This window comes from Stenotrophomonas sp. 05N37 (assembly GCF_056397365.1).
In genome coordinates this window covers 245,048-265,835 of sequence record NZ_JBFTNG010000002.1, presented here as the reverse complement: position 1 = coordinate 265,835, position 20,788 = coordinate 245,048, and the positions used below count along the sequence as shown (strand labels likewise).

Genomic DNA, 20,788 nt, shown 5'->3' with positions numbered 1-20,788 from the left:
GTCGCGCCGCAACATGAAAAAGTAGAGCTAAACTTGCTTAACCCACATTAGCCAGGCTTAAGAACATGCGGATCGATCATGCCCAGCTTCGCGCGCTCGCCGCGGTGGTCCGCGAAGGCAGTTTCGAGCGCGCCGCGCAATCGCTCAACGTCACGGCCTCGGCGGTATCGCAGCGGATCAAGGCCTTGGAGGACCGCGTGGGACGCCTGCTGATCAAGCGTTCCTCGCCGGCGGTGGCGACCCCGGAAGGCCAGGTGCTGGTGCAGCTGGCCGAGCAGACCGCGTTGCTGGAGCACGATGCACTGCACCGGATGGGCATCGCCGACGAAGACCTGCCCCACGCCAGCATCCCGGTGGCGGTGAACCACGACAGCCTGGAGACCTGGTTTCCCGATGCGGCGCGCAGCTTCTCGCAGCAGACCGGCACCACCCTGGACCTGCGCCTGGAAGATCAGGACCACACGGTGGCGCTGCTGCGCCAGGGCGCGGTGCTGGGCGCGGTGACCACCCTGGACGAACCCGTGCAGGGCTGCCAGATCCACGCACTGGGCAGCATCCGTTACGCGGCCACCTGCACCCCGGCCTTCCATGCGCAGCACTTCGCCAAGGGGGTCAACGCGCAGTCGCTGGCGCAGGCGCCGGTGCTGGTGTTCAACCGCAAGGACGACATGCAGGCGCGGTTCGCGCGGCGGCTGGCCGGCGAGGACCTGCCGTTGACCGCGCCGACCTGGTGGATTCCCTCGACCCGCGCCTTCGTGCAGGCCAACCTCGGCGGGCTGGGCTGGACGATGAACCCCCTGCCGCTGGTGCGCCGCCACCTGGAGGCCGGGCGGCTGGTATTGATGAAGCAGCGCGCGTGGGAAGACGTGCCGCTGTACTGGCAGCACTGGAAGGGCGACGTGCAGACCATGGCGCTGCTGACCCGGGCCGTGCTGGACGCGTCGGCCACGCTGGTGCGGAAGAAGCGCTGACCACCGCGGCGTAACGGGTACCGCTGCCCGGCTGCCCCGCCGTCGCCCTACACGGGCCGTCAACCCCGCCCGGCGCAGCATCGGCGCATTCCAAGGGTGGGGGCATCGATGGACAGCGATCCGGTCTACCTGCATATCCGGGTGGTGCTGAGCATCATCCTCGGCCTGAGCATCACCACCCTGCTGCGCGGGCTGGCCTCGATCATCGAGCACCCCGAGCGCCGCGGCTGGTCGTGGATCCACCTGTGCTGGGTGCTGTGGGCGCTGATCTCGGTGGTGACGTTCTGGTGGTGGGAGTTCCGCCTGGGCGAGGTGCGGCAGTGGACGTTCGGGCTGTACCTGTTCGTGATCGCCTACTGCGCGGCGTGGTTCATGCTGTGCGTGCTGCTGTTCCCCGACGACCTGCGCAGCTTCGGCAGCTATGAAAACTACCTGCTGCAGCGCCGGGGCTGGTTCTTCGGGATGCTGGCGCTGCTCACCCTGCTGGACCTGGGCGACACCGCGATCAAGGGCCACAGCCGCTGGCAGATGCTGGGCCCGGCCTACCCGCTGCATACGGCGCTGATGCTGGCCATCGCGGCGCTGGGCGCCGCCTGCCGGCACCGGCGGGCGCAACTGGGACTGGCCGTGGCCGCGCTGGTTTACCAGGCGGGCTACTTCCTCGCCGAGTACTTCACCCTGGCCAGCGATTGAGGCGATCACCCCGGGTCGGATGCTGCGTTGCACCAGAAACCCGTCGAAAGGCGATAAAATCGCCATGAGGATCGCCCAAGCGCTTGTTTCTTCACGCCTCTTCCCCATGGCGTGGGCATCCTGTTCACATCTCCCCCTCCCGAGATCCCCATGAAAAAATTTGCCAAGGTCGTCCTCGGCCTGCTCGTGCTGTTGCTGCTGACAGCCGCGATATTCCTGTACTGGCCCCTGCATCAGCGCTCGGTCCCGGCCGCCGGCAACGACAAGCCGGTCGACGTGGTCCTGGTCGGCGGCGGCATCATGAGCATCACCCTGGCCACGTTCCTGCAGGAGCTGCAGCCGGACTGGAACATCCAGGTGTACGAGCGCCTGGACGGCGTGGCGCTGGAGAGTTCGGACGGCTGGAACAATGCCGGCACCGGGCACTCGGCCTTCGCCGAACTCAACTACACCCCCGAACTGCCGGACGGCAGCATCGAGACCAAGCGCGCGGTCGGGATCGCCGAGCAGTTCGAGATCTCGCGCCAGTTCTGGTCGCACCAGGTGCGCGAAGGCCGGCTCAGCCAGCCCTCGGACTTCATCAACCCCACCCCGCACATGAGCTTTGTGTGGGGCGATGACAACATCGCCTACCTGCACAAGCGCCAGCAGGCGCTGGTCAAGAACCCGCTGTTCTACGGCATGCAGTATTCCGAGGATGCCGCGCAGATCAGGCAGTGGGCACCGCTGCTGATGGAGGGCCGCGACCCGCAGCAGAAGGTGGCCGCCACCTGGATGCCGCTGGGCACCGACGTCAACTTCGGCGTGATCACCCGCCAGCTGACGGCCGGCCTGCAGCGCAGCCCCAACTTCCAGCTGCACCTGCAGCACGAAGTGGGCGCGCTGCGCCAGAACGAGGACAAGACCTGGAACGTGACCGTGAAGGACCTGAAGTCCGGCAACGAGTCCACGATCAAGTCGCGCTTCGTGTTCATCGGTGCCGGTGGCGCCGCGCTCAAGCTGCTGCAGCTGTCGGGCATCCCCGAGTCGAAGGACTACGCCGGCTTCCCGGTGGGCGGCCAGTTCCTGGCCTTCCAGGCCCCGGCGATCGCCGGCCGCCATTCGGTCAAGGCCTACGGCATGGCTGAAACCGGCTCGCCGCCGATGTCCGTCCCGCACCTGGACGCACGCAAGCTGGACGGCAAGCCGGTGGTGCTGTTCGGGCCGTTCGCGTTGTACAGCACCAAGTTCCTCAAGCACGGTTCGTGGTTCGACCTGTACTCCTCGGTCAACCACAACAACGTGGCAGGCATGCTCGACGTGGGCATGGAGAACCTGGACCTGGTGAAGTACCTGATGGGCCAGGCGCGTCTGAACGACGCTGACCGCCAGGCCGAACTGGTCAAGTATTTCCCCAACGCCAAGCGCGAGGACTGGACACTGGTCACCGCCGGGCAGCGCGTGCAGATCATCAAGCGCGACCCCGAAAAGGGCCCGGTGCTGCAGTTCGGCACCGAGATCGTGACCGACAAGGACCACACCCTGGCCGCGCTGCTGGGCGCCTCGCCGGGCGCGTCGACTTCGCCGCCGATCATGCTGGACCTGCTGAAGAAGGCCTTCCCGCAACAGATGGCGGCCGGCTGGGAAGCGCAGTTGAAGCAGATCGTGCCGTCCTACGGCCGCAAGCTCAACGAGAGCCCGGTGCTGACCAACGAGATCCGCCGCCAGACCAGCGAGACGCTGAAGCTGCCCTACCTGGACGTGCCGGTGGAGAACGCGACCACCCCGGCGGTGATGCTGACCCCGCCGCCGGCCACCGCCCCGGCGCAGAAGAAGCGCAACGCCAACGAAGAACTGCAGGCGCTGTAAGCCTGCCTGCTGCGGCGTTGGCCGCGCGGTGGAAAACGAGATCCGGCCCCGGCGTGGGCCGGATTTTTTTTGCGCGGCGGTCGGTGGGCCGGGCGCTGGGCCCCATGCCCTTGGAGGCGAAATAAAGGAGGAGGCCGCGCAGCGGCCGGGGGCGTCGCCGGAAAGGGCATGGGGCCCAGCGCCCGACCCACCGACCAGAGTCAAAAGCCAGCTTTCCCGCTTGTTTCCGCAAGCCGAGCCGCGTAGCGGCCGGTAGGCTCCTGGGCAAAATCAAGGAGGAGGCCGCAGGCCGAGGGACACTACGCCAAGGGCTTACCGGCCGCTACGGGGCCCCACGCTCGTGGCAATGCCGAACGGAGACCCACCGGCTCCGGCTATCGCACCACCGCGGTTCCGCCCCCGCGTCAGGCCTCCCAGGCCGCATTAAGGAATTGTAAAGCGAATGAGAACGCTTTACATTTACGCACCCTGCGCTGCCGGCGCGGGCCTGGCCGGAACCCATGGACGGCCGCCGGGCCCTGCTCACCACCCACGGCCGCTACGGTGCCGACCCCGCGTCGGGTTCCACCCCTCCCTCAGAAGGACCTAAACGCCAGGCGCTTCCGGTGCCCGGCCTGCCGTGCCCGCTGCCTGCTGCTTCCCCCTCCGAGACCGATTCGAGACCTGCGCATGACCTTCCGCGATCTTCCGCCCCGCACCTTCCGCCGCGCCCCGCTGAGCCTGGCCCTGCTCTCCGTGCTGTCGCTGGCCTCCCCGCTGGCCCTGGCCGACGCGCTTGCCGATGCCGGCGGCAATGCCGATGCCAAGACCCTGGACAAGGTCAGCGTCGTCGGCGATCGCGCCGCGCCGGCCAGCACCACCCGCCTGCCCATGACCCTCCAGGAAACCCCGCAGTCGGCCACCTCGATCAGCCTGCAGCGCCTGCAGGACGAATCGCTGTTCAGCATCAACGACGTGATGCGCACCGTCACCGGCGTCAGCGTGTCCTTCTACGATACCCAGCGCCCGCTGTACTACGCGCGCGGCTTTGCGATCACCGACTTCCAGGTCGACGGCATCCCCACCTACAGCGGCTCGACCAACCAGGAATACGACACCGCCTTCTACGACCGCATCGAAGTCATCCGCGGCGCCAACGGCCTGCTCAGCGGCGCCGGCGTGCCGTCGGCCACGGTCAACCTGCTGCGCAAGCGCCCGGGCAAGGAATTCGATGCGTCCTTCTCGGTGAGTGCCGGCAGCTGGGACTACCAGCGCATGGAAGCGGACGTGACCGCACCGCTCACCGCCGACGGCCGCTACCGCAGCCGCGTGGTCGCTGCCTACACCGACCGCGACTTCTATTACGACCGCTACAAGGAAAACAAGATGGCCGGCATGGCCGTGCTCGAAGGTGACGTCACCGACAGCACCACCGTCACCGTCGGCTACCAGACCCAGGACAACAACCCGGTCGGCTCGACCTGGGGCACCGTGCCGTTCTTCGACAGCCAGGGCAACTTCGTGCACCTGCCGCGCTCGACCAACCTGGCCCCCAAGTGGAGCTACTGGCAGCGCGAAACCAGCACCGTCTTCGCCAACCTCGAGCAGCGTTTCGGCGACGACTGGCTGCTGAAGATCAACACCGCCTACACCCGCGGCAACGTGCAGAACATCCGCCTGTACGGCACCGGCTACCCGGACCCGGCCACCGGCTCGGGCATCTTCCTGCGCACCGCCGCGGGCGATTCGGAAGACACCCGCCGCAACGTCGATGCCTACCTCACCGGCACCTTCAACCTGTTCGGCCGCGAGCACGATGTGACCGTGGGCGCGCAGTGGGCCGACCTGGAAAGCACCACCAACACGCTGGCGCTGAACTATCCCACCGACTGGGCGCGCTGCGGCACCGAGCGCTGCTATTACATTCCCAACATCTACAACTGGGATGGCGACATCTCCGAGGTCACCTACACCCGCACCGGTGCGCGTCGCGTGGCCAAGACCACCCAGAGTGGCGTCTACCTGGCCACCCGCCTGCGCCTGGCCGATCCGCTGTCGCTGATCGCCGGTGCACGCCTGAGCCGCTGGCAGACCCTGACCCGTGCCTACAACGCCGCCGGCAGCTACACCGCGACCAGCGGTGCCTACAAGGTCAGCGATGAAGCCACGCCCTACGTGGGCCTGGTGTACGACATCACCCCCAACGTGTCGGCTTACGCCAGCTACACCGAGATCTTCAATCCGCAGAACTACAAGGACAGGAACGAGAACCTGCTGGCACCGGTGCAGGGCTCGAACCTGGAAGCCGGGATCAAGACCCAGTGGTTCGACGGCCGCCTGACCGCCAATGCCGCCGTGTTCGAGGCCAAGCAGGACAACTACGCGGTGCGCGACATGCGCGTGCCGGATGGCTCGCTCAGCGACGGCAGCTCGGCCTACATCGGTGTCAATGGCACCAAGGTGCGCGGCTGGGAAATGGACATCAACGGCGAGATCCTGCCCGGCTGGACGGTCAACGCCGGCTTTACCCACGTCAAGATGACCCGCGCCGCCACCGACCTGCTGTACGCCAACCCGGCCGAGGACCTGCTGCAGCTCAACACCCAGGTGCAGCTGCGCGGCGCGCTGGCGCGTCTGAGCGTGGGCGGCGGCGTGCAGTGGCAAAGCAAGGTGCAGGGCTACAACATCCCCTACCCGCTGGGCGGCACGGTCACGGTGAACCAGCCGGCGTACGCGCTGGTGCAGTTCAACGCCAACTACCGCATCAGCGACAACTGGACCGCCACGTTGAGCGTGCGCAACGCGCTGGACAAGACCTACTGGGCCAACCTGGACTACAACAACTACGGCGAGCCGCGCTTCGTGGCGGCCAGCCTGCGCTGGAAGTTCTAAGCCCCCCTGTGCGTTCGCCGGCCACCGTCCGGCGAACGCACGGGCCAGTGCCGGACGTACCCCAGGCGATGGCGCCGGCGCGGGCTCATGCGATGTCCGCGGCGCAGCGACCGGTCGGGGACGTACGCATCGCCCCCAGGCGGCGCACCGTCAACGCGGCGGCTGGACCTGGTTGCACCAGCGTCGTGCCAGCAGCAGCCCGGCGGAACAGACGAACGTAAACCAGGCGCTCAGCGCCCCCCACAGCAGGACCCACGCCACCACGCGTTGGTTGTCCCCGCAGACCAGCAGGGTGCCGACGCTGGCCAACAGCGAAACGCCGGCGATGATCGCCCTGCGCTTCAAGCGACGCAGGTGGGCGATGCGGCTGTCCGCATCCAGCGAGGCGAGCGTCTGCCGGGCGTGGGCGATACGGTGCGACAGCCGATGTGCATCGCGGCGGGCAAGGAGGCTGCGGACGTCCCACCACACGATCAGGGCCAGCACTGCGGCCAGTGCCGCGGTGCCCGGGGATGGCCTGCCCCGCTGGATGACCTCGTGCCCCAGCGCTCCCAGCGCCACCAGCAACAACAACCCGAACCCCAGCGCGCGCAGGCCTCGACTGAAGCGCCCCAAGTTTTCCAACAGCTTCCCCACCGCCATGGCACGTTCTCCCCCAACGCGGGAGGCCGCCCCGCAGTCTGCTGACAGTACAGGTGGGAAGCGTCACGGGAAATGGAGGCGCGCCTCCCGCCTGCGCGGAGGCGCCGATCTGGCTGAATGGGCGAACCCGACCGATTCGCTGCGCTGCGACTTGCACACCCCGTCGTAATTATGGCGTAATTATCTCAACGTCATGCGGAAGTCCGTCGATGAACCCGAGCTGGGACACACTGGAGCGAGGCCGCCAGGCGCGGCTGGACCGCGCAGCGCCCTGGGCCCGCGGCCGGGAGGTGGCGGCCGGCGATATCGCCGGGTTGCTGCACGCCCTGCTCGAACCGGGCGACAAGGTCTGCCTGGAGGGCAACAACCAGAAGCAGGCCGACTTCCTCGCCCAGGCCTTGGCCGACCTCGATCCGGCGCGCGTGCACGACCTGCACATGGTGCAGTCGGTGCTGTCGCTGCCCGCCCACCTGGACGTGTTCGAGCGCGGCATCGCCTCGACACTGGACTTCTCCTTCTCCGGGCCGCAGTCGGTACGGCTGGCCAACCTGGTCGCCGAAGGCCGCATTCGGATCGGGGCCATCCATACCTACCTGGAACTGTTCGGCCGCTACTTCATCGACCTCACCCCGCGGGTGGCACTGGTGGCCGCGCAGGCGGCGGACCGGCACGGCAATCTCTACACCGGCCCGAATACCGAAGACACCCCGGTGATCGTCGAAGCCACCGCCTTCGGAGGCGGCATCGTCATCGCGCAGGTCAACGAGATCGTCGATAGCCTGCCCCGCGTCGACATCCCCGCCGACTGGGTCAACTTCGTGGTGCAGGCGCCGCGCCCGAACCATATCGAACCGCTGTTCACCCGCGACCCGGCACAGATCTCCGAGATCCAGGTGCTGATGGCGATGATGGCGATCAAGGGCATCTACGCCGAATACGGGGTCAACCGGCTCAACCATGGCATCGGCTTCGACACCGCGGCGATCGAACTGCTGCTGCCCACCTATGCCGAATCGCTGGGGCTGAAGGGCAGGATCTGCCAGCACTGGGCGCTCAATCCGCACCCGGCGTTGATCCCGGCCATCGAGTCGGGCTTCGTCAAATCGGTGCATTCGTTCGGCTCGGAGCTGGGCATGGAGAAGTACATCGCTGCCCGCGGCGATGTGTTCTTCACCGGCGCCGATGGTTCGATGCGCTCCAACCGCGCGTTTTCGCAGACCGCCGGGCTGTACGCCTGCGACATGTTCATCGGCTCCACCCTGCAGATCGACCTGCAGGGCAACAGCTCCACGGCCACCCGCGACCGCATCGCCGGCTTCGGCGGCGCGCCCAACATGGGGTCGGATGCGCGCGGCCGCCGCCACGCCAGCGATGCCTGGCTCAAGGCCGGCCAGCAGGCCGCGCGCGCGGGCGAGATGCCGCGCGGGCGCAAGCTGGTGGTGCAGATGGTGGAGACCTTCCGCGAACACATGGCGCCGGCATTCGTCGAGCGCCTGGATGCCTGGGAACTGGCCGAACGCGCGGCCATGCCACTGCCACCGGTCATGATCTACGGCGACGACGTCAGCCATGTGCTCACCGAGGAAGGCATCGCCAACCTGCTGCTGTGCCGCACGCCGGAGGAGCGCGAACAGGCGATCCGTGGCGTGGCCGGCTACACCGCGGTGGGCCTGGGCCGCGACCGCGCCATGGTCGAGAACCTGCGCGACCGCGGCGTGATCAAACGCCCCGCCGACCTCGGCATCAACGTACGCGATGCCAGCCGCGACCTGCTGGCGGCGCGTTCGGTCAAAGACCTGGTGCGCTGGTCGGGGGGGCTGTACGACCCGCCCAAGCGCTTCCGCAACTGGTAAGGGACGGCACATGGAAACCCTCGACTATCGCTTCAACGGCAGCACCGATGTGCACTTCCCCAGCGGGGCCGTGCTGGTGGGCGTGCTGGCCTCGGGCAACCTGGAAATCCTGCTGGAGCCGGCCGCGCTGGAGGGCGCGATGGCGGTGCGCATCATCACCGCCGCGCAAGGGTTCGGCAGCATCTGGCAAGCGGTGATCGGCGATTTCGCGCAGCGCCACCCGCTGCGCGACGTGCGCGTGTCGATCAACGACGCCGGCGCCACCCCGGCGGTGGTCAGCCTGCGCCTGGACCAGGCGGTGCAGTCGCTGGGCAGCGGAGGCGGCGCATGAGCATCGTGCACCGCCACAGCTATTACGAGGCCGACGCGCGCGAGCGCATCGCCGGGCTGCTGGACCCGGGTTCCTTCCAGGAACTGCTGGGCCCGGCGCAACGCGTGACCAGCCCGCACCTGGCCCAGCTCGACCAGCCGGCCGCGTTCGACGACGGCATCGTGGTGGGCGAAGGCCGATTGCGCGGCACGCGCGTGCTGGTCGCCGCGCAGCAGGGGCAGTTCATGGGCGGCGGCGTGGGCGAGGTGCATGGCGCCAAGCTCACCGGGCTGCTGCAGCGCGCCGCCCGGACCCGACCGGCCGGCGTGCTGTTGCTGCTCGATACCGGCGGCGTGCGCCTGCATGAGGCCAACGCCGGGCTGATCGCCATTTCCGAAATCATGCGCGCCACGCTCGACGCGCGCGCCGCCGGGGTGCCGGTGCTGGCGCTGATCGGCAGCGGCAACGGCGCGTTCGGCGGCATGGGCATCGTCGCCCGCTGCTGCACGCGCGTGATCATGTCCGAGGAAGGTCGCCTGTCGCTGTCCGGCCCGGAAGTGATCGAAACGGTACGCGGCGTGGAGGAGTTCGATTCGCGCGATCGCGCACTGGTGTGGCGGGTGACCGGTGGCAAGCACCGCTACCTGATCGACCAGGCCCAGGTGCTGGTACCCGATGCGATCGACGCGTTCGCGCAGGCGGCGTTCGACGCGCTGCAGCCGGACACCGCCAGCAGCGACACCGATGCCGCCCTGGCCGCCCTGCAGGCGCGGCATGCCGCGCTGAGCGCGCGTGCGCAGGCGTGGGGTGGCTGCCGCGACGGCCTGGAGATCTGGGCGCTGCAGGGCATCGCCGCACCGGAACGCCTGCCCTTGCTGGACACCGACGACTTCCTTGCCGCCACGGCCAACCGGAGCCTGCCATGACCGCGCAGCCTGCCTCGTCACCCGCGTTGGCGCCGCTGTTGGATGCCCTGTTTCCCGCCGGCCATGCCATCGCCGTGCACGATGCGGTGTTGACCGGCACCGCCAGCACCGCCGCCGGCGAGGTCACCGTCATCGGCACCACCGACAAGATCGAGGTGGGCGTGGACCACGCCCTGCGCCTGGCCGAGACGGTATTGGCCAGCACGGCGGCCCATCCGCAACGCCCGATCGTGATGCTGGTGGACACCGCCGGCCAGCGGCTGGCGCGCCGCGACGAACTGCTGGGCATCAACGGCTATTTCGCGCACCTGGCCCAGAGCCTGGACCTGGCCCGCCGCCGCGGCGCACGACTGGTGACGCTGGTGTACGGCGAATCGGTCAGCGGCGGCTTCCTCTCCTTCGGGCTGATGGCCGACCACATCCACGCCCTGCCCAGTGCCCAGGTGCGGGTCATGGACCTGCGCGCGATGGCCCGGGTGACCAAGCAGCCGCTGGAAAAGCTGCAGGCACTCAGCCAGAGCTCGCCGGTGTTCGCTCCCGGCGTGGAGAACTACGTCGCGATGGGCGCGGTGCAATCGGTGTGGGACGGCGACCTCGCGGCGGCGCTGCTGCAGGCACTGGCCGCGCCGGTCGACGGCGACCGGCGCGCCGCGCGCGGTGCCGAACGCGGCGGCCGCGGCCTGGCCGCATCGGTTGCCGCCCGGGTGGCCGCCGGCGATGCCTGAGCAGCCCGCCCGCCACACGCTGGTCTGGCTGGCGGCGCAGGCCGACTGGCAAGCCGACCTGCCCGCGCAGGAGGCGCGCCTGGCCGCATGGTTCGCGCGCGGCTGGCCCGCCGTGGTGGCGCGGCGCGCCGCCGATGATCCCGACCCGCGCCTGCGCCTGGGCGTGCCGTTGCCGCCCGGCGAGGGCAAGCAACGGCTGGCGCTGCGCGTGCCGCTGCTGGACATCACGCGCCAGCAGGCGCCGCCGACGCTGGCCGAGCTGATCGCCGCGCCCGGCCTCGCCCACCCACCTGCATGGACGCCTGCGCTGCAGGCGCTGGATGCCATCGCGCCGGCGCGCGTGTTCGGCGCATTCGCGTGGCAGGCCCTGACCGGCCTGGCCTACGTGCACGCCGGCTCGGACATCGACCTGCTGTGGCGCGTGCATTCGCCGGATGTGGCCAACCGGCTGGTCACCCGCCTGCACGCGTGGGAGGTGCGCTTCGGCCGACGTGTGGATGGCGAGCTGCTGCTGGCCAGTGGCGCGGCCGTGAACTGGCGCGAGTACGCCGGCACCACGCGCCAGGTGCTGCTCAAATGCAGCGATGGCGCAGCGCTGGCGCCGCGCGAGGCCCTGTTTGACGCGGCGGGCGTTCCGGCATGAGCATGCCCGCCCTCGCCCCCCCGCACCCCCGTGCGCACGTGGACAGCGCACGGCTGGGGCGGCTGGCCATCGCCAGCCTGCACGCAGAGCTGGCCTGCGCGCCCAAGCCCGGCCTGGTCACCCCGTTCGACAGCGGCAGCCACGCCGACATGGATGCGGGCACCTTCCTGCGCAGCCTGTTCGCGCTGCGCCACTATTTCCGCGACGCCGCCCGTGCCGGCGCGTCCGCCGCTCCCTTCGCGCAGTTGCGGCGCCACGGCATCGCCGCCGAGGCGGCGATGCTGCGCGCGACCGGTGGCATCAATACCCATCGCGGCGCGATCTTCAGCCTGGGCCTGCTGGTGGCGGCTGCCGCGGCCTTGCGCCGCGATACGGGCCGCACACCCGCTGCCGAACAGGTGTGCCTGGCCGTGCAGCGCTGGGCCCCGGCAGTGGCCAGCGCGCCGCTGGATGCCAACAGCCCCGGCCAGCGCATGCGTGCCGCCCATGGCATTGCCGGCGTACGCGAGCAGGCCATCGCCGGCTATCCGATCCTGCGCGAGCTGGGCGTGCCCACCCTGCGCCACGCGCTGGCCGCCGGACTGCCGCGCGAGGCGGCGCTGTGCCACACCCTGATGCGGCTGGTGGCACACGTGGACGATCTCAACCTGCTGCACCGGGGCGGCGCTGCAGGCCTGGCCTGGGCACGCCTGCAGGCGCGCGACTTCATCGCCGCCGGTGGTGCCTTCGCACCGCAGTGGCGCGCGCACCTGGCGGCCATCGGCGATGGCTTCGTCGCCCGCCGGCTGAGCCCCGGTGGCAGCGCCGACCTGCTCGCCTGCAGCTGGTTCCTGCTGCAGCAGGAGGCCGCATGAGCCTGGCCCTGCTCTGCCCCGGCCAGGGCGCGCAGCATCCGGCGATGTTCGACCGGGTGCGCGGGCTGGCGCCCGCCCAGGGCGTACTGGACGCAGCAGCGCGCGTCCTCGGGCGTACGGCTTGCGAAGCGGCAGCAGCGGATGATCGGTTCGACAACGTGCAGGCGCAGCCGCTGCTGTGCGCAGCCAGCCTGGCGCACTGGCAGGGGCTGCGCGAGCGGTTGCCGCCGCCCACCGTGGTGGCCGGCTACAGCATCGGCGAACTGGCCGCGCAGTCCATCGCCGGCAGCCTGGATGCGACCACCTGCCTGGCCCTGGCCGGGCAGCGCGCCCGCCTGATGGATGCGGCCAGCCCGCCCGCCGCGGGCATGCAGGCCGTGCTGGGGCTGGCGCGTGCACCGCTGCAGGCGCTGTGCAGCGCGCACGGCGTGCATATCGCCATCGCCAACGGCGCCGACCACTTCATCGTGGGCGGCGCGCGCGCGGCCCTGCAGGCGCTGGCGCAGGCCGCCCACTCGCGTGGCGCCGAGATCCGCCCGCTGCCGGTCCACGTGCCTGCGCATACCCCCTTGCTGGCGCGCGCCGCCGAGGGCTTCGCCGGCGCGCTGGCGCAGGCCGCGCTGCAGGCGCCGCGCTCGACCGTGCTGGCCGGCATCGATGCACGCGCCGTGCGCGACCGCGCGGGCGTGGAGCACACCCTGGCCGCGCAGTTGGCGCAGACCATCGAGTGGTCGCAGGTCATGCGCCAGGCGTTCGAGCGCGGCGCGCGGGTGTTCCTGCAGCTCGGCCCGGGTACCGCGCTGGCGCGCATGGTGGCCAGCGACTACCCGTGCTGCGAGGTGCGTGCGGTCGAAGAATTCCAGGGTCTGGACGGTGCGGCCGCGTGGGTCGATGCCGCCCTGGGCCGGCTGGCGTGAGTGCTGTCGTGGTGCCGTAGCACGTCGTACCCCGGGATGGCGGGCTTCCATCCGTGCTGTACGCGAGTCAAGTGTCTGGGAGGGCGCATGAGTCCACAAGTCGCAACGATCATCGGTCTGGTGATCATGTTCATCGTCGCCACCGCACTGCCGATCAACATGGGCGCGGTGGCCTTCGCGCTGGCGTTCATCATCGGCGGCGTGTTCGTCAGCATGGAGGGCAAGGAGGTGTTGGCCGGTTTCCCCGGCGACCTGTTCCTGACCCTGGTGGGCATCACCTACCTGTTCGCCATCGCGCAGAAGAACGGCACCATCGACCTGCTGGTGCACTGGGCGGTACGTGCGGTGCGTGGCCGCATCGTGGCCATTCCGTGGGTGATGTTCGTGGTGACCGCGGTGCTCACCGCCTTCGGTGCGCTCGGCCCGGCAGCGGTGGCGATCATCGGGCCGGTGGCGCTGCGGTTTGCCAAGCAGTACCGGATCAACCCGTTGCTGATGGGCCTGCTGGTCATCCATGGCGCCCAGGCCGGCGGCTTCTCGCCGATCAGCGTGTACGGCAGCATCACCAACGGGGTGGTGCAGAAGGCCGGGCTGGAGGTGACCGAGATGGCGGTATTCCTGACCAGCCTGGGCTTCAACCTGATGATGGCCACGATCTGCTTCTTCGCCTTCGGCGGCGTGGCGCTGCTGCGCCGTGGCGCGGTGGCGGTGGCCGGTGGCGTGGGCAACGCCGAGCTGGCAGTGGCCGGTGGGCCGCAGGCCTCGTCGCGGCAGTTCGCGATCGAGGGCCACGGCGCACTGGTCGCCGCCGGCGGTGGCACGCTGTCCAACGATCCCGACGCACTGGAGGCGGTGGGCATCACCCGCGAGCGGCTGTTCACCCTGGTCGGCCTGCTCGGGCTGGGCATCGCCGCCTTGATCTACAACCTCAACGTCGGCCTGGTCTCGATCACGGTGGCGGTGGCATTGGCGCTGTTGTCGCCGAAAAGCCAGAAGGGCGCAGTGGACGGGATCAGCTGGTCCACGGTGCTGCTGATCTGCGGCGTGGTCACCTACGTGGGCGTGCTGGAGAAAGCCGGTGCGGTGGACTTCATCGGCAATGGCGTATCGGAGATCGGCATTCCGCTGCTGGGCGCGCTGCTGGTCTGTTACGTCGGCGGCATCGTGTCCGCCTTCGCATCGTCGGCGGCGGTGCTCGGCGCCACGATCCCGCTGGCGGTGCCGTTCCTGATGCAGGGCCACCTGGGCGCGGCCGGGGTGATCTGCGCACTGGCAGTGTCTTCCACGATCGTGGACGTCAGCCCGTTCTCGACCAACGGCGCGCTGGTGGTGGCCTCGGCAGCCAAGGAAGAGCGCGAGTCGCTGTTCCGCCAGTTCCTGGTCTACAGCGGGCTGGTGGTGGCCTTTGGACCGCTGCTGGCGTGGCTGGTCTTCGTGGTGCCGGGCTGGATGTAACGCCTGGTATCGGCGGGGCCGGGCAATGCTCGGCCCCGCCCCCGCTGGATGGAGGGATTACAATTGGGCATGGCCCTTGCTCCTGCCCCGCGATCCACCAAGAAGCGCGCCCCTCTGTATGAAGAGGTGGCCGAGCACGTGCGCGAGCGGATCTACGATTACCGCCTGCCGCCGGGCGAGTGGATCGACGAACCCGCGCTGTGCGAAGCACTGGCCATCAGCCGCACGCCGTTGCGCGAAGCGTTGAAGCTGCTGGCCGCCGAAGGCCTGGTGCAGATCGACGCCGGGCGTGGCTGCCGGGTGACCCGGCTCACCCTGGAAGACCTGAACCAGCTGTTCCCGGTGATGGCGATGCTGGAGGGCCGTTGCGCGCACGAGGCGGTGCGGCATATCGACGACGCCGGGGTGCAGCTGCTCGAGGACCTGCACGCGGCGATGGAGGCTGCGGCCGCGGCGGGCAACATCGCTGAGTACTACCGCAACAACTACCTCATCCACGAAACCGTGCAGCATTACGCCGGCAACCCGTGGTTGATCCGCATCACCCACGACCTGCACCGCATCCTGAAGATGCATCGTGGCCGCCAGTTGCTGGCGCCGGGCCGCACCGCGCAGTCACTGGCCGAGCACCGCGAGCTGATGGACTGTTTCCGCCAGCGCGATCCGGTCGCGGCCGAGCGCACCATGGAACGGCATCTGCTCAGCCAGGGCCAGGCCCTGGCCGCGTACGTGACCGCGGGCGGTCTGTTGAACGTGCCCGCGCCGCTGCCGACCGAGGGCGGCAGCTGAGCGCGCGGCGCTGACGGCGCGCGCCTGACGCCGGCCAACCGCCGGCACTACCGCGGGCGGGTCTCGCGCAGGGTCCACATGACCGGCAGGACCACCACGGCAACGGCAGCGATCATCGCGCCCGGTGCCGAGGCCCAGCCGGTATGCCGCACCAGCAGTTCGGCCAGCAACGGCGTGGCACCGCCGAAAAAGGCGGTGGCCATGGTCACGCCAAGCGCGAGACCACTGAGCCGGCCTTCGCCGGGGAACTGCTCGGCCGTCGCCGGTGCCGCCACCGCGCTCACGCCGCCGGCCAGGCAGGCCAGCACTACCGCGCCGACCCCGATCAGCAGCGTATTGCCGCCGGCCATCAGGGTGAACATGCCCAGCGGCAGCAAGGCGCAGAGCATGGCCAACACGATCAGCAGCGGGCGTCGCCCGAGCCGGTCGGACAACGCCCCGGCCAGTGGCGTTACCACGATCACGGCCACCGCCGCCAGCGTGGACAGCCACAGCGCCTCGGATTCGCCCACCTCGCCCACCGACCCCAGGAACGCGGGCACGTAGGTGATGCCGACGTAATAGGTGATCGACCCCAACGCGGAAATCGCGAACGTGCGCGCCACCGCACCGCGATGGAAGCGCCAGGTGTCGCGGATCGGCGCGACCGGCACGGTGCCCGCGGCCTGCTGGCGCTCGAACTCGGGCGACTCGTGCATGGTGGAGCGTGCCAGCAGGATCGCAGCGGCCAGTGCGGCGCCGACGAAGAACGGAATCCGCCAGCCCCAGCCATCCAGTTGCGCAGTGCTCAGCACCGCCACCGTCAGCGCCGACAACGCGACCGCCAGCAGCGCGCCCACTTCACTGGCCGCCGAGGCCAGCGACGTGATCAGGCCGCGCCGGCGCGGGGGCGCGGTCTCCAGCAGGTAGGCCACCACCCCGGTGTACTCACCGCCCACCGAAAACGCCATCAGGCAGCGCAGCAGCAGCAACAGCACGCCCGCACTGGCGCCGATGCGGTCGAAGGTGGGTAGCAGCGCGGTGGCCAGCATCGCCACGGTCATCAGCAACATCGAGGCCAGCAGCATGTAGCGCCGCCCGAAGCGGTCGCCGAGATGGCCGAAGCACAACGCGCCGAGCGGGCGCATCAGGTAGGAGACGGCAAAGCCGGCCAGCGTTGCCAACAAGGCGTTTTCGCCGCCGCCGAAGAACACCCGCGACAGCACCGTGGCCAGGTACAGATACAGGGTGAAGTCGTACCACTCCACCACGGTGGAGAGGCCGGCGACGATCATCGAACGCGTGCGGCGTGACGCATCGAGCGGCGTGGACACGCTCATGCGCCGCCCACCGGCAGGGCGGCAGCAACGCGCGGGAGACAGGTGGGACGAAGAACACGCATCGGCAAGGACATCGGCGGCAGGATGCGCCGAGCCTACTTCACCCGCCGCGCCGTCGGACTCACGCCGCCACCACATCGCCGCTGCGCGGGGTCACCCAGCCAGGGCCGGCAGCGCCTCGCGGGTGTAGCGCAGCAGCCGGCCGCGCCCGGGGGCATCGCCCTCGTCATCGAACAGACCGTAGGCCTCATCCACCGCATACCCCTGCGCCGCCATGGCACGTGAGAACGCGCCAACATTGCCGCGCCCCGGATCGGTCAGCAGAAGCTCGGCGCGGGGCCGTGCATGGCGCTCCATCATGCTGGCGATCTGCAGGGCGTGGCCGCGCTCGTAGAGCACGTCGCTGCCGATGATCAGGTCGAACCGGCCCAGTGTCGTATCCGGCAACTCCCACGGCAGATCGCGGTAGTGGATCGCCGGCAGGTCGTTGAGGCCGGCGTTGTAGGCCAGGAACGATTCGGCCAGCGGGTGGTGGTCGCTGGCCACCACGTCGGCGCCGCGCTTGGCCAATACCAGGCTGGCCAGGCCCAGGCCGCAGCCCAGCTCCAGGATGCGCTTGCCGGCCACGTCGACGCTGCTCATGGTCTCGGCCAGTACGCGGCCGGCAGGCCAGACCTGGCCGAACAGGCTCCACAACGACGAATGGATGCCGGCGCGCTGGGCGCGACCGGTCGGGTCGGCAAACTGCTGCAGGTCGCTCAACGCGCGAATGCGATAGTCGCGGCCGGCAACCGGGATGGTGAGGATGCGGGTGCTATAGCCCGGCATGTGCGCTCCGTGGGACACGGGGAGTGCGCCCTCCCGACGGGAAGCGCGACTCGGAAAGTGGAGCGAAGCGGGCGGTCGGCAACAGACCGCGCAGGACGCGCGTAACGGCGTGGGACGGCCCCATCCTACCGCAGCGCCGGCGGCGCACGCTCACCGGCAGGCAGGAGCGATCAGTACCGGACCTGGCAGTTGGGGCAGAAGAACGTGCGCCGGCGGCTCTTGCCCGGGTAGGTCTTGGACAGTGGGCCGCCACACTGCGGGCAGGTGCGCTGGGTGTGTACCTGCCAGTGCTTGCGCAATACCCCGGCCTTCTTCCACGCCAGGAAGTTGAAACTGTAGGCGCGTGCATCGGCGATGACCTTGCCCAGCACGCGCGGCGGCAGGTCGCCGATCGTCGACTCCGGGTGCACGCGGGTCCGGAACAGCACCTCGTTCTTGATGATGTTGCCCACCCCGGCGAACAGGTCCTGGTCCAGCAGCGCATCGCAGACCAGCGTGTCCGGCTGCAGCTTCAGCCGGCGCCGGGCCAGGCGCGGGTCCCAGGCGTCGTCCATCACGTCGCCGCGCCAGTCGTAGGTGTCCTCGAGCGGCCCGTCGATGTATTTCAGCGAGGAGGCGTAGATGTTCAGCTCGCCGTTGTCGAACTGCAGCGACACCCGCGGCGGCGATGGTTTGCGTTCATCGATGCGGTAGCTGCCGAACATCAGCATGTGCACGCGCAGGCTGAAGCCGCTGAACTGGACCAGGAAGTGCTTGCCCCAGCTGCGCAGCGCCAACACCCGCCGCCCCTCCATGCGGGTGAGGTCCAGGCTGCTGTTGCCGAGCGCGCGACGCACGGTCTTGCCGCGGAACTTGGCCGCCGCCTCGCGCAGGATGACGATGGAAGGACCTTCAGGCATGCGCGGCGATCTCCTTCAGGCGCAGGGCATTGGCAATGGCGAAGCCATGCGCAGTGTTGTCGAAGATCACCCACGGCGCGTCCCGGCCGGCGCGGTGCGCGTGGACCTGCCGGGCAAGGTCGGCCAGCGCGGGGTCCGGGTAGTCGCTGTAGTACATGCGCGGGGCGCCGTGCCAGCGCCAGTAGCGCCACGACGACGCGCCGCCCGGGACAGCGGCAGCGTCCACGCGCGGCGGGTCGACCGCAGCACGGGACACCCCATGCTCTTCAAGCAGGGCATCGGCCCGTGCCTCGAACCAGCTGGGATGGCGCGGCTCGCAGACCAGCGCCACCGCGCTGCGCCGGCGCAGCGCGCGGAAGAATCCGCCGGCCCGGCGCGTATCCAGGGCCAGCGAGGGCGGCAACTGCAGCAGCAGGCCGCCCAGTTTCGCGCCCAGTCCATCCACCTCGTCCAGGAAGCGGTCCAGCAGTGGACCCACACCGACCAGCCCGGAATCATGCGACAGCGTGCGCGGCAGCTTCACCGAGAAACGGAAGCCGGGCGGGACCGCGGCCGCCCAGCGCGCGTAGGTGCTGCGCTGGTGCGGCCGATAGAAGGACGAGTTGATCTCCACCACATCCAGGCGCGTGGCGTAGCGTGCCAGCGCGCTGTCGCCGGGACCGAACAGCGCGGCGTAGCGGCTGGGAATCGACCAGCCGGCACAGCCGACCTTCGGCGTGACGGGAGCGGCCATGCCCGGCTTCCTCAGCGCAGGATCTCGCCCTGGTCCTCGCCATCCCAATAGTGGATGCGCACGGCAGCCACGTGGATCAGCACCAGCCCAGGGCTGTCCACGCCCTGTTCGAACCAGCGCTCCAGGTCCTTCACCCAGTGCTGCTGCATGATCGCCTTGTCGCGGATCAGCGCGGCCCTGCCCTGCACCGCCACGAACAGCGGCGGCTTGCCGAGCAGTGACTTGCTGCCGGTGAAGCTCAGCGCGACCTTCGGATCCCGCTGGATCTCGCGGACCATGTCGGTGTCTTCGGTGGTGAAGAACCAGCTGTCGCCGTCGTAGTCCACGTCGCCGTTGTTGCTCATCGGGCGCGCCGCGATGTCGCCGCTGGCGGCGTGGGTCTGCAGCATGGTGAAGTCGATGTGGGCCATCTTCTTGGCCAGGTCGTGCAGGGTCAGGGTGGTCATGGCGCATCCAGGCAGGAAACAGGCCGCCAGCGTCGGCGCGCGACGGTGACCGCGCCGTGCAGGGATGCTGTCGTGCCCTTCACGCCTGCGGGTCGCGAGCTCGCCGGGCCTGCTCATCCCCCCCCGTGGGACGCCGGCCACGGCGCCATCCTCAACGGCGATGCACCCGCCAGAACAGTGCTCTCCCACGGTCGCGCGGTATGGCAAGGAAGCTCTCGGTCGCTGACTCCGGCTCGTCGCAGCGGCGCACGTCATAGTGGGCAAGCACGACCTCCAGCGACGGCCAAGGGTGCAGTTGGAGGGCACTCGGGATCACGAGATCCGCCGCCACCGAGCGACAGTCTCCAGGCGGAAGCCAGCGCTCGCTGCCCGTCGCAAAGCTCAATGCACTTTGGTTGTTGTCCAGATCATGCACTTCGCGCAGATCGGTGGCGCTGGCAGGGACCCACGCTGGAACCCAGCCACGTCCTACCGCATCGTCGCGGATCGCGGCGGCCCTGTCAGGGTAGGCGGCATGCATGACGTCCCCCGTGCACCCGGCGCACAGCGCCGTGCCGAGGATCACGGCGCATGACAAGGGCAGCGTGCGCATAAACCGTTCCGTGGTTGGTCCGTGCCGAGTATGCGCCGAACCGGTCCCACTCGCGTACCGCGCAGCTCGTCGAGACGTCGTATGCGACTTGACACCGCGACGCCACGGGGTAACTATCAGTTAACGAATTAGTTAACTGCCACCCATGGACCGCATCTTCGACGCCCTCGCCTCCACCGCCCGCCGGCAGATCCTGGCCTACCTCAACGGCGGCGAACTCAGCGCGGGCGAGCTGGGCGAGCGCTTCGATTTCAGCAAGCCGGCGCTGTCCAGCCACCTGCGCATCCTCGAGGATGCCGGGCTGATCGAGCGCGAGAAGCGGGGCCAGTTCGTGTACTTCCGCCAGGTGCCGGACACACTGGCCAACACGCTGTTCGCGTGGGCGGCCGAGGTCTGTCCGGTCGGTGGCCCGCTGCAGCGCGAAAGCCGCGCCCGGGCGCGGCGCAAGCCGGCGACCTGAACCGCATCGTCCCA

The 20,788-nt window shown here is 69.5% G+C and carries 21 protein-coding genes; 14 read left to right on the top strand and 7 right to left on the bottom strand.

Features of this window, described 5'->3' with window-relative positions; genetic code table 11:
• Positions 1–65: 65 nt before the first annotated feature.
• From AC1DGC_RS07835 to AC1DGC_RS07820, 4 genes are all read left to right on the top strand, one after another.
• Positions 66–971 (top strand): LysR family transcriptional regulator ArgP, encoded by a 906-nt coding sequence (locus AC1DGC_RS07835; RefSeq protein ID WP_259203837.1) that lies wholly within the window; start codon positions 66–68, stop codon positions 969–971.
• A 108-nt stretch (positions 972–1,079) separates the two neighbouring features.
• Positions 1,080–1,664 (top strand): hypothetical protein, encoded by a 585-nt coding sequence (locus AC1DGC_RS07830; RefSeq protein WP_478047589.1) that lies wholly within the window; start codon positions 1,080–1,082, stop codon positions 1,662–1,664.
• A 150-nt stretch (positions 1,665–1,814) separates the two neighbouring features.
• Positions 1,815–3,512, top strand: a complete 1,698-nt coding sequence (gene mqo, locus AC1DGC_RS07825; RefSeq protein WP_478047588.1) for a malate dehydrogenase (quinone) — start codon at positions 1,815–1,817, stop codon at positions 3,510–3,512.
• A gap of 669 nt (positions 3,513–4,181) precedes the next feature.
• Positions 4,182–6,383 (top strand): TonB-dependent siderophore receptor, encoded by a 2,202-nt coding sequence (locus AC1DGC_RS07820; RefSeq protein WP_478047587.1) that lies wholly within the window; start codon positions 4,182–4,184, stop codon positions 6,381–6,383.
• 150 nt (positions 6,384–6,533) lie between these two features.
• Here the strand turns inward: AC1DGC_RS07820 and AC1DGC_RS07815 are convergent, their stop codons facing one another.
• Positions 6,534–7,025 carry a hypothetical protein gene (locus tag AC1DGC_RS07815; RefSeq protein WP_478047586.1) on the bottom strand — a complete coding sequence of 164 codons (492 nt, stop codon included), beginning with the start codon at positions 7,023–7,025 and terminating at the stop codon, positions 6,534–6,536.
• Positions 7,026–7,234: 209 nt separating this feature from the next.
• Here AC1DGC_RS07815 and mdcA point away from each other — a divergent pair, with 209 nt between their 5' ends.
• The 9 genes from mdcA (at position 7,235) to AC1DGC_RS07770 (ending at position 15,497) form a co-directional block, all read left to right on the top strand.
• Entirely contained in the window at positions 7,235–8,878 is a 1,644-nt protein-coding gene (mdcA, locus tag AC1DGC_RS07810) for a malonate decarboxylase subunit alpha (RefSeq protein ID WP_259203829.1), read from the top strand.
• 10 nt (positions 8,879–8,888) lie between these two features.
• A complete protein-coding gene (gene mdcC / locus AC1DGC_RS07805; RefSeq protein ID WP_259203828.1) occupies positions 8,889–9,209 on the top strand; it encodes a malonate decarboxylase acyl carrier protein in 321 nt (106 codons plus the stop codon).
• The gene (locus AC1DGC_RS07800) at positions 9,206–10,114 is read left to right on the top strand and encodes a biotin-independent malonate decarboxylase subunit beta (protein WP_478047585.1); all 909 of its coding nucleotides are present in this window, start codon (positions 9,206–9,208) and stop codon (positions 10,112–10,114) included. The genes mdcC and AC1DGC_RS07800 overlap by 4 nt, the downstream gene beginning before the upstream one ends.
• Positions 10,111–10,839 carry a biotin-independent malonate decarboxylase subunit gamma gene (mdcE, locus tag AC1DGC_RS07795; protein ID WP_478047584.1) on the top strand — a complete coding sequence of 243 codons (729 nt, stop codon included), beginning with the start codon at positions 10,111–10,113 and terminating at the stop codon, positions 10,837–10,839. Before AC1DGC_RS07800 ends, mdcE begins: the two co-directional genes overlap by 4 nt.
• Positions 10,832–11,482 carry a malonate decarboxylase holo-[acyl-carrier-protein] synthase gene (gene mdcG, locus AC1DGC_RS07790; RefSeq protein ID WP_478047583.1) on the top strand — a complete coding sequence of 217 codons (651 nt, stop codon included), beginning with the start codon at positions 10,832–10,834 and terminating at the stop codon, positions 11,480–11,482. Before mdcE ends, mdcG begins: the two co-directional genes overlap by 8 nt.
• Positions 11,483–11,484: 2 nt before the next feature.
• On the top strand, positions 11,485–12,336 hold the full coding sequence (gene mdcB, locus AC1DGC_RS07785) for a triphosphoribosyl-dephospho-CoA synthase MdcB (RefSeq protein ID WP_478047802.1): 852 nt from the start codon (positions 11,485–11,487) through the stop codon (positions 12,334–12,336).
• Complete coding sequence (gene mdcH / locus AC1DGC_RS07780) at positions 12,333–13,253, top strand: malonate decarboxylase subunit epsilon (protein ID WP_478047582.1); 921 nt, start codon at positions 12,333–12,335, stop codon at positions 13,251–13,253. The genes mdcB and mdcH overlap by 4 nt, the downstream gene beginning before the upstream one ends.
• A gap of 87 nt (positions 13,254–13,340) precedes the next feature.
• Positions 13,341–14,708: an SLC13 family permease gene (locus tag AC1DGC_RS07775; RefSeq protein ID WP_259203821.1), complete on the top strand. Its 1,368-nt coding sequence runs from the start codon at positions 13,341–13,343 to the stop codon at positions 14,706–14,708.
• A 69-nt stretch (positions 14,709–14,777) separates the two neighbouring features.
• Positions 14,778–15,497, top strand: a complete 720-nt coding sequence (locus AC1DGC_RS07770; RefSeq protein WP_449334847.1) for a GntR family transcriptional regulator — start codon at positions 14,778–14,780, stop codon at positions 15,495–15,497.
• A 47-nt stretch (positions 15,498–15,544) separates the two neighbouring features.
• On the opposite strand, the gene AC1DGC_RS07765 is transcribed toward AC1DGC_RS07770, so the two are convergent.
• From AC1DGC_RS07765 to AC1DGC_RS07740, 6 genes are all read right to left on the bottom strand, one after another.
• Positions 15,545–16,816, bottom strand: a complete 1,272-nt coding sequence (locus tag AC1DGC_RS07765) for an MFS transporter (RefSeq protein WP_259203819.1) — start codon at positions 16,814–16,816, stop codon at positions 15,545–15,547.
• Between the two features lie 153 nt (positions 16,817–16,969).
• On the bottom strand, positions 16,970–17,644 hold the full coding sequence (locus AC1DGC_RS07760) for a class I SAM-dependent methyltransferase (RefSeq protein ID WP_259203818.1): 675 nt from the start codon (positions 17,642–17,644) through the stop codon (positions 16,970–16,972).
• Positions 17,645–17,814: 170 nt separating this feature from the next.
• Positions 17,815–18,543 carry a DNA-formamidopyrimidine glycosylase family protein gene (locus tag AC1DGC_RS07755; protein WP_478047581.1) on the bottom strand — a complete coding sequence of 243 codons (729 nt, stop codon included), beginning with the start codon at positions 18,541–18,543 and terminating at the stop codon, positions 17,815–17,817.
• Positions 18,536–19,276 (bottom strand): DUF72 domain-containing protein, encoded by a 741-nt coding sequence (locus AC1DGC_RS07750; protein ID WP_478047580.1) that lies wholly within the window; start codon positions 19,274–19,276, stop codon positions 18,536–18,538. Before AC1DGC_RS07750 ends, AC1DGC_RS07755 begins: the two co-directional genes overlap by 8 nt.
• A gap of 11 nt (positions 19,277–19,287) precedes the next feature.
• Positions 19,288–19,722, bottom strand: a complete 435-nt coding sequence (locus tag AC1DGC_RS07745; RefSeq protein WP_478047579.1) for a pyridoxamine 5'-phosphate oxidase family protein — start codon at positions 19,720–19,722, stop codon at positions 19,288–19,290.
• Positions 19,723–19,873: 151 nt separating this feature from the next.
• Complete coding sequence (locus AC1DGC_RS07740) at positions 19,874–20,314, bottom strand: YbbD-related protein (RefSeq protein ID WP_478047578.1); 441 nt, start codon at positions 20,312–20,314, stop codon at positions 19,874–19,876.
• A gap of 145 nt (positions 20,315–20,459) precedes the next feature.
• Between AC1DGC_RS07740 and AC1DGC_RS07735 the strand changes: the two genes are divergently transcribed.
• Positions 20,460–20,774: a metalloregulator ArsR/SmtB family transcription factor gene (locus tag AC1DGC_RS07735; RefSeq protein ID WP_259203811.1), complete on the top strand. Its 315-nt coding sequence runs from the start codon at positions 20,460–20,462 to the stop codon at positions 20,772–20,774.
• The last annotated feature ends 14 nt before the right edge of the window (positions 20,775–20,788 follow it).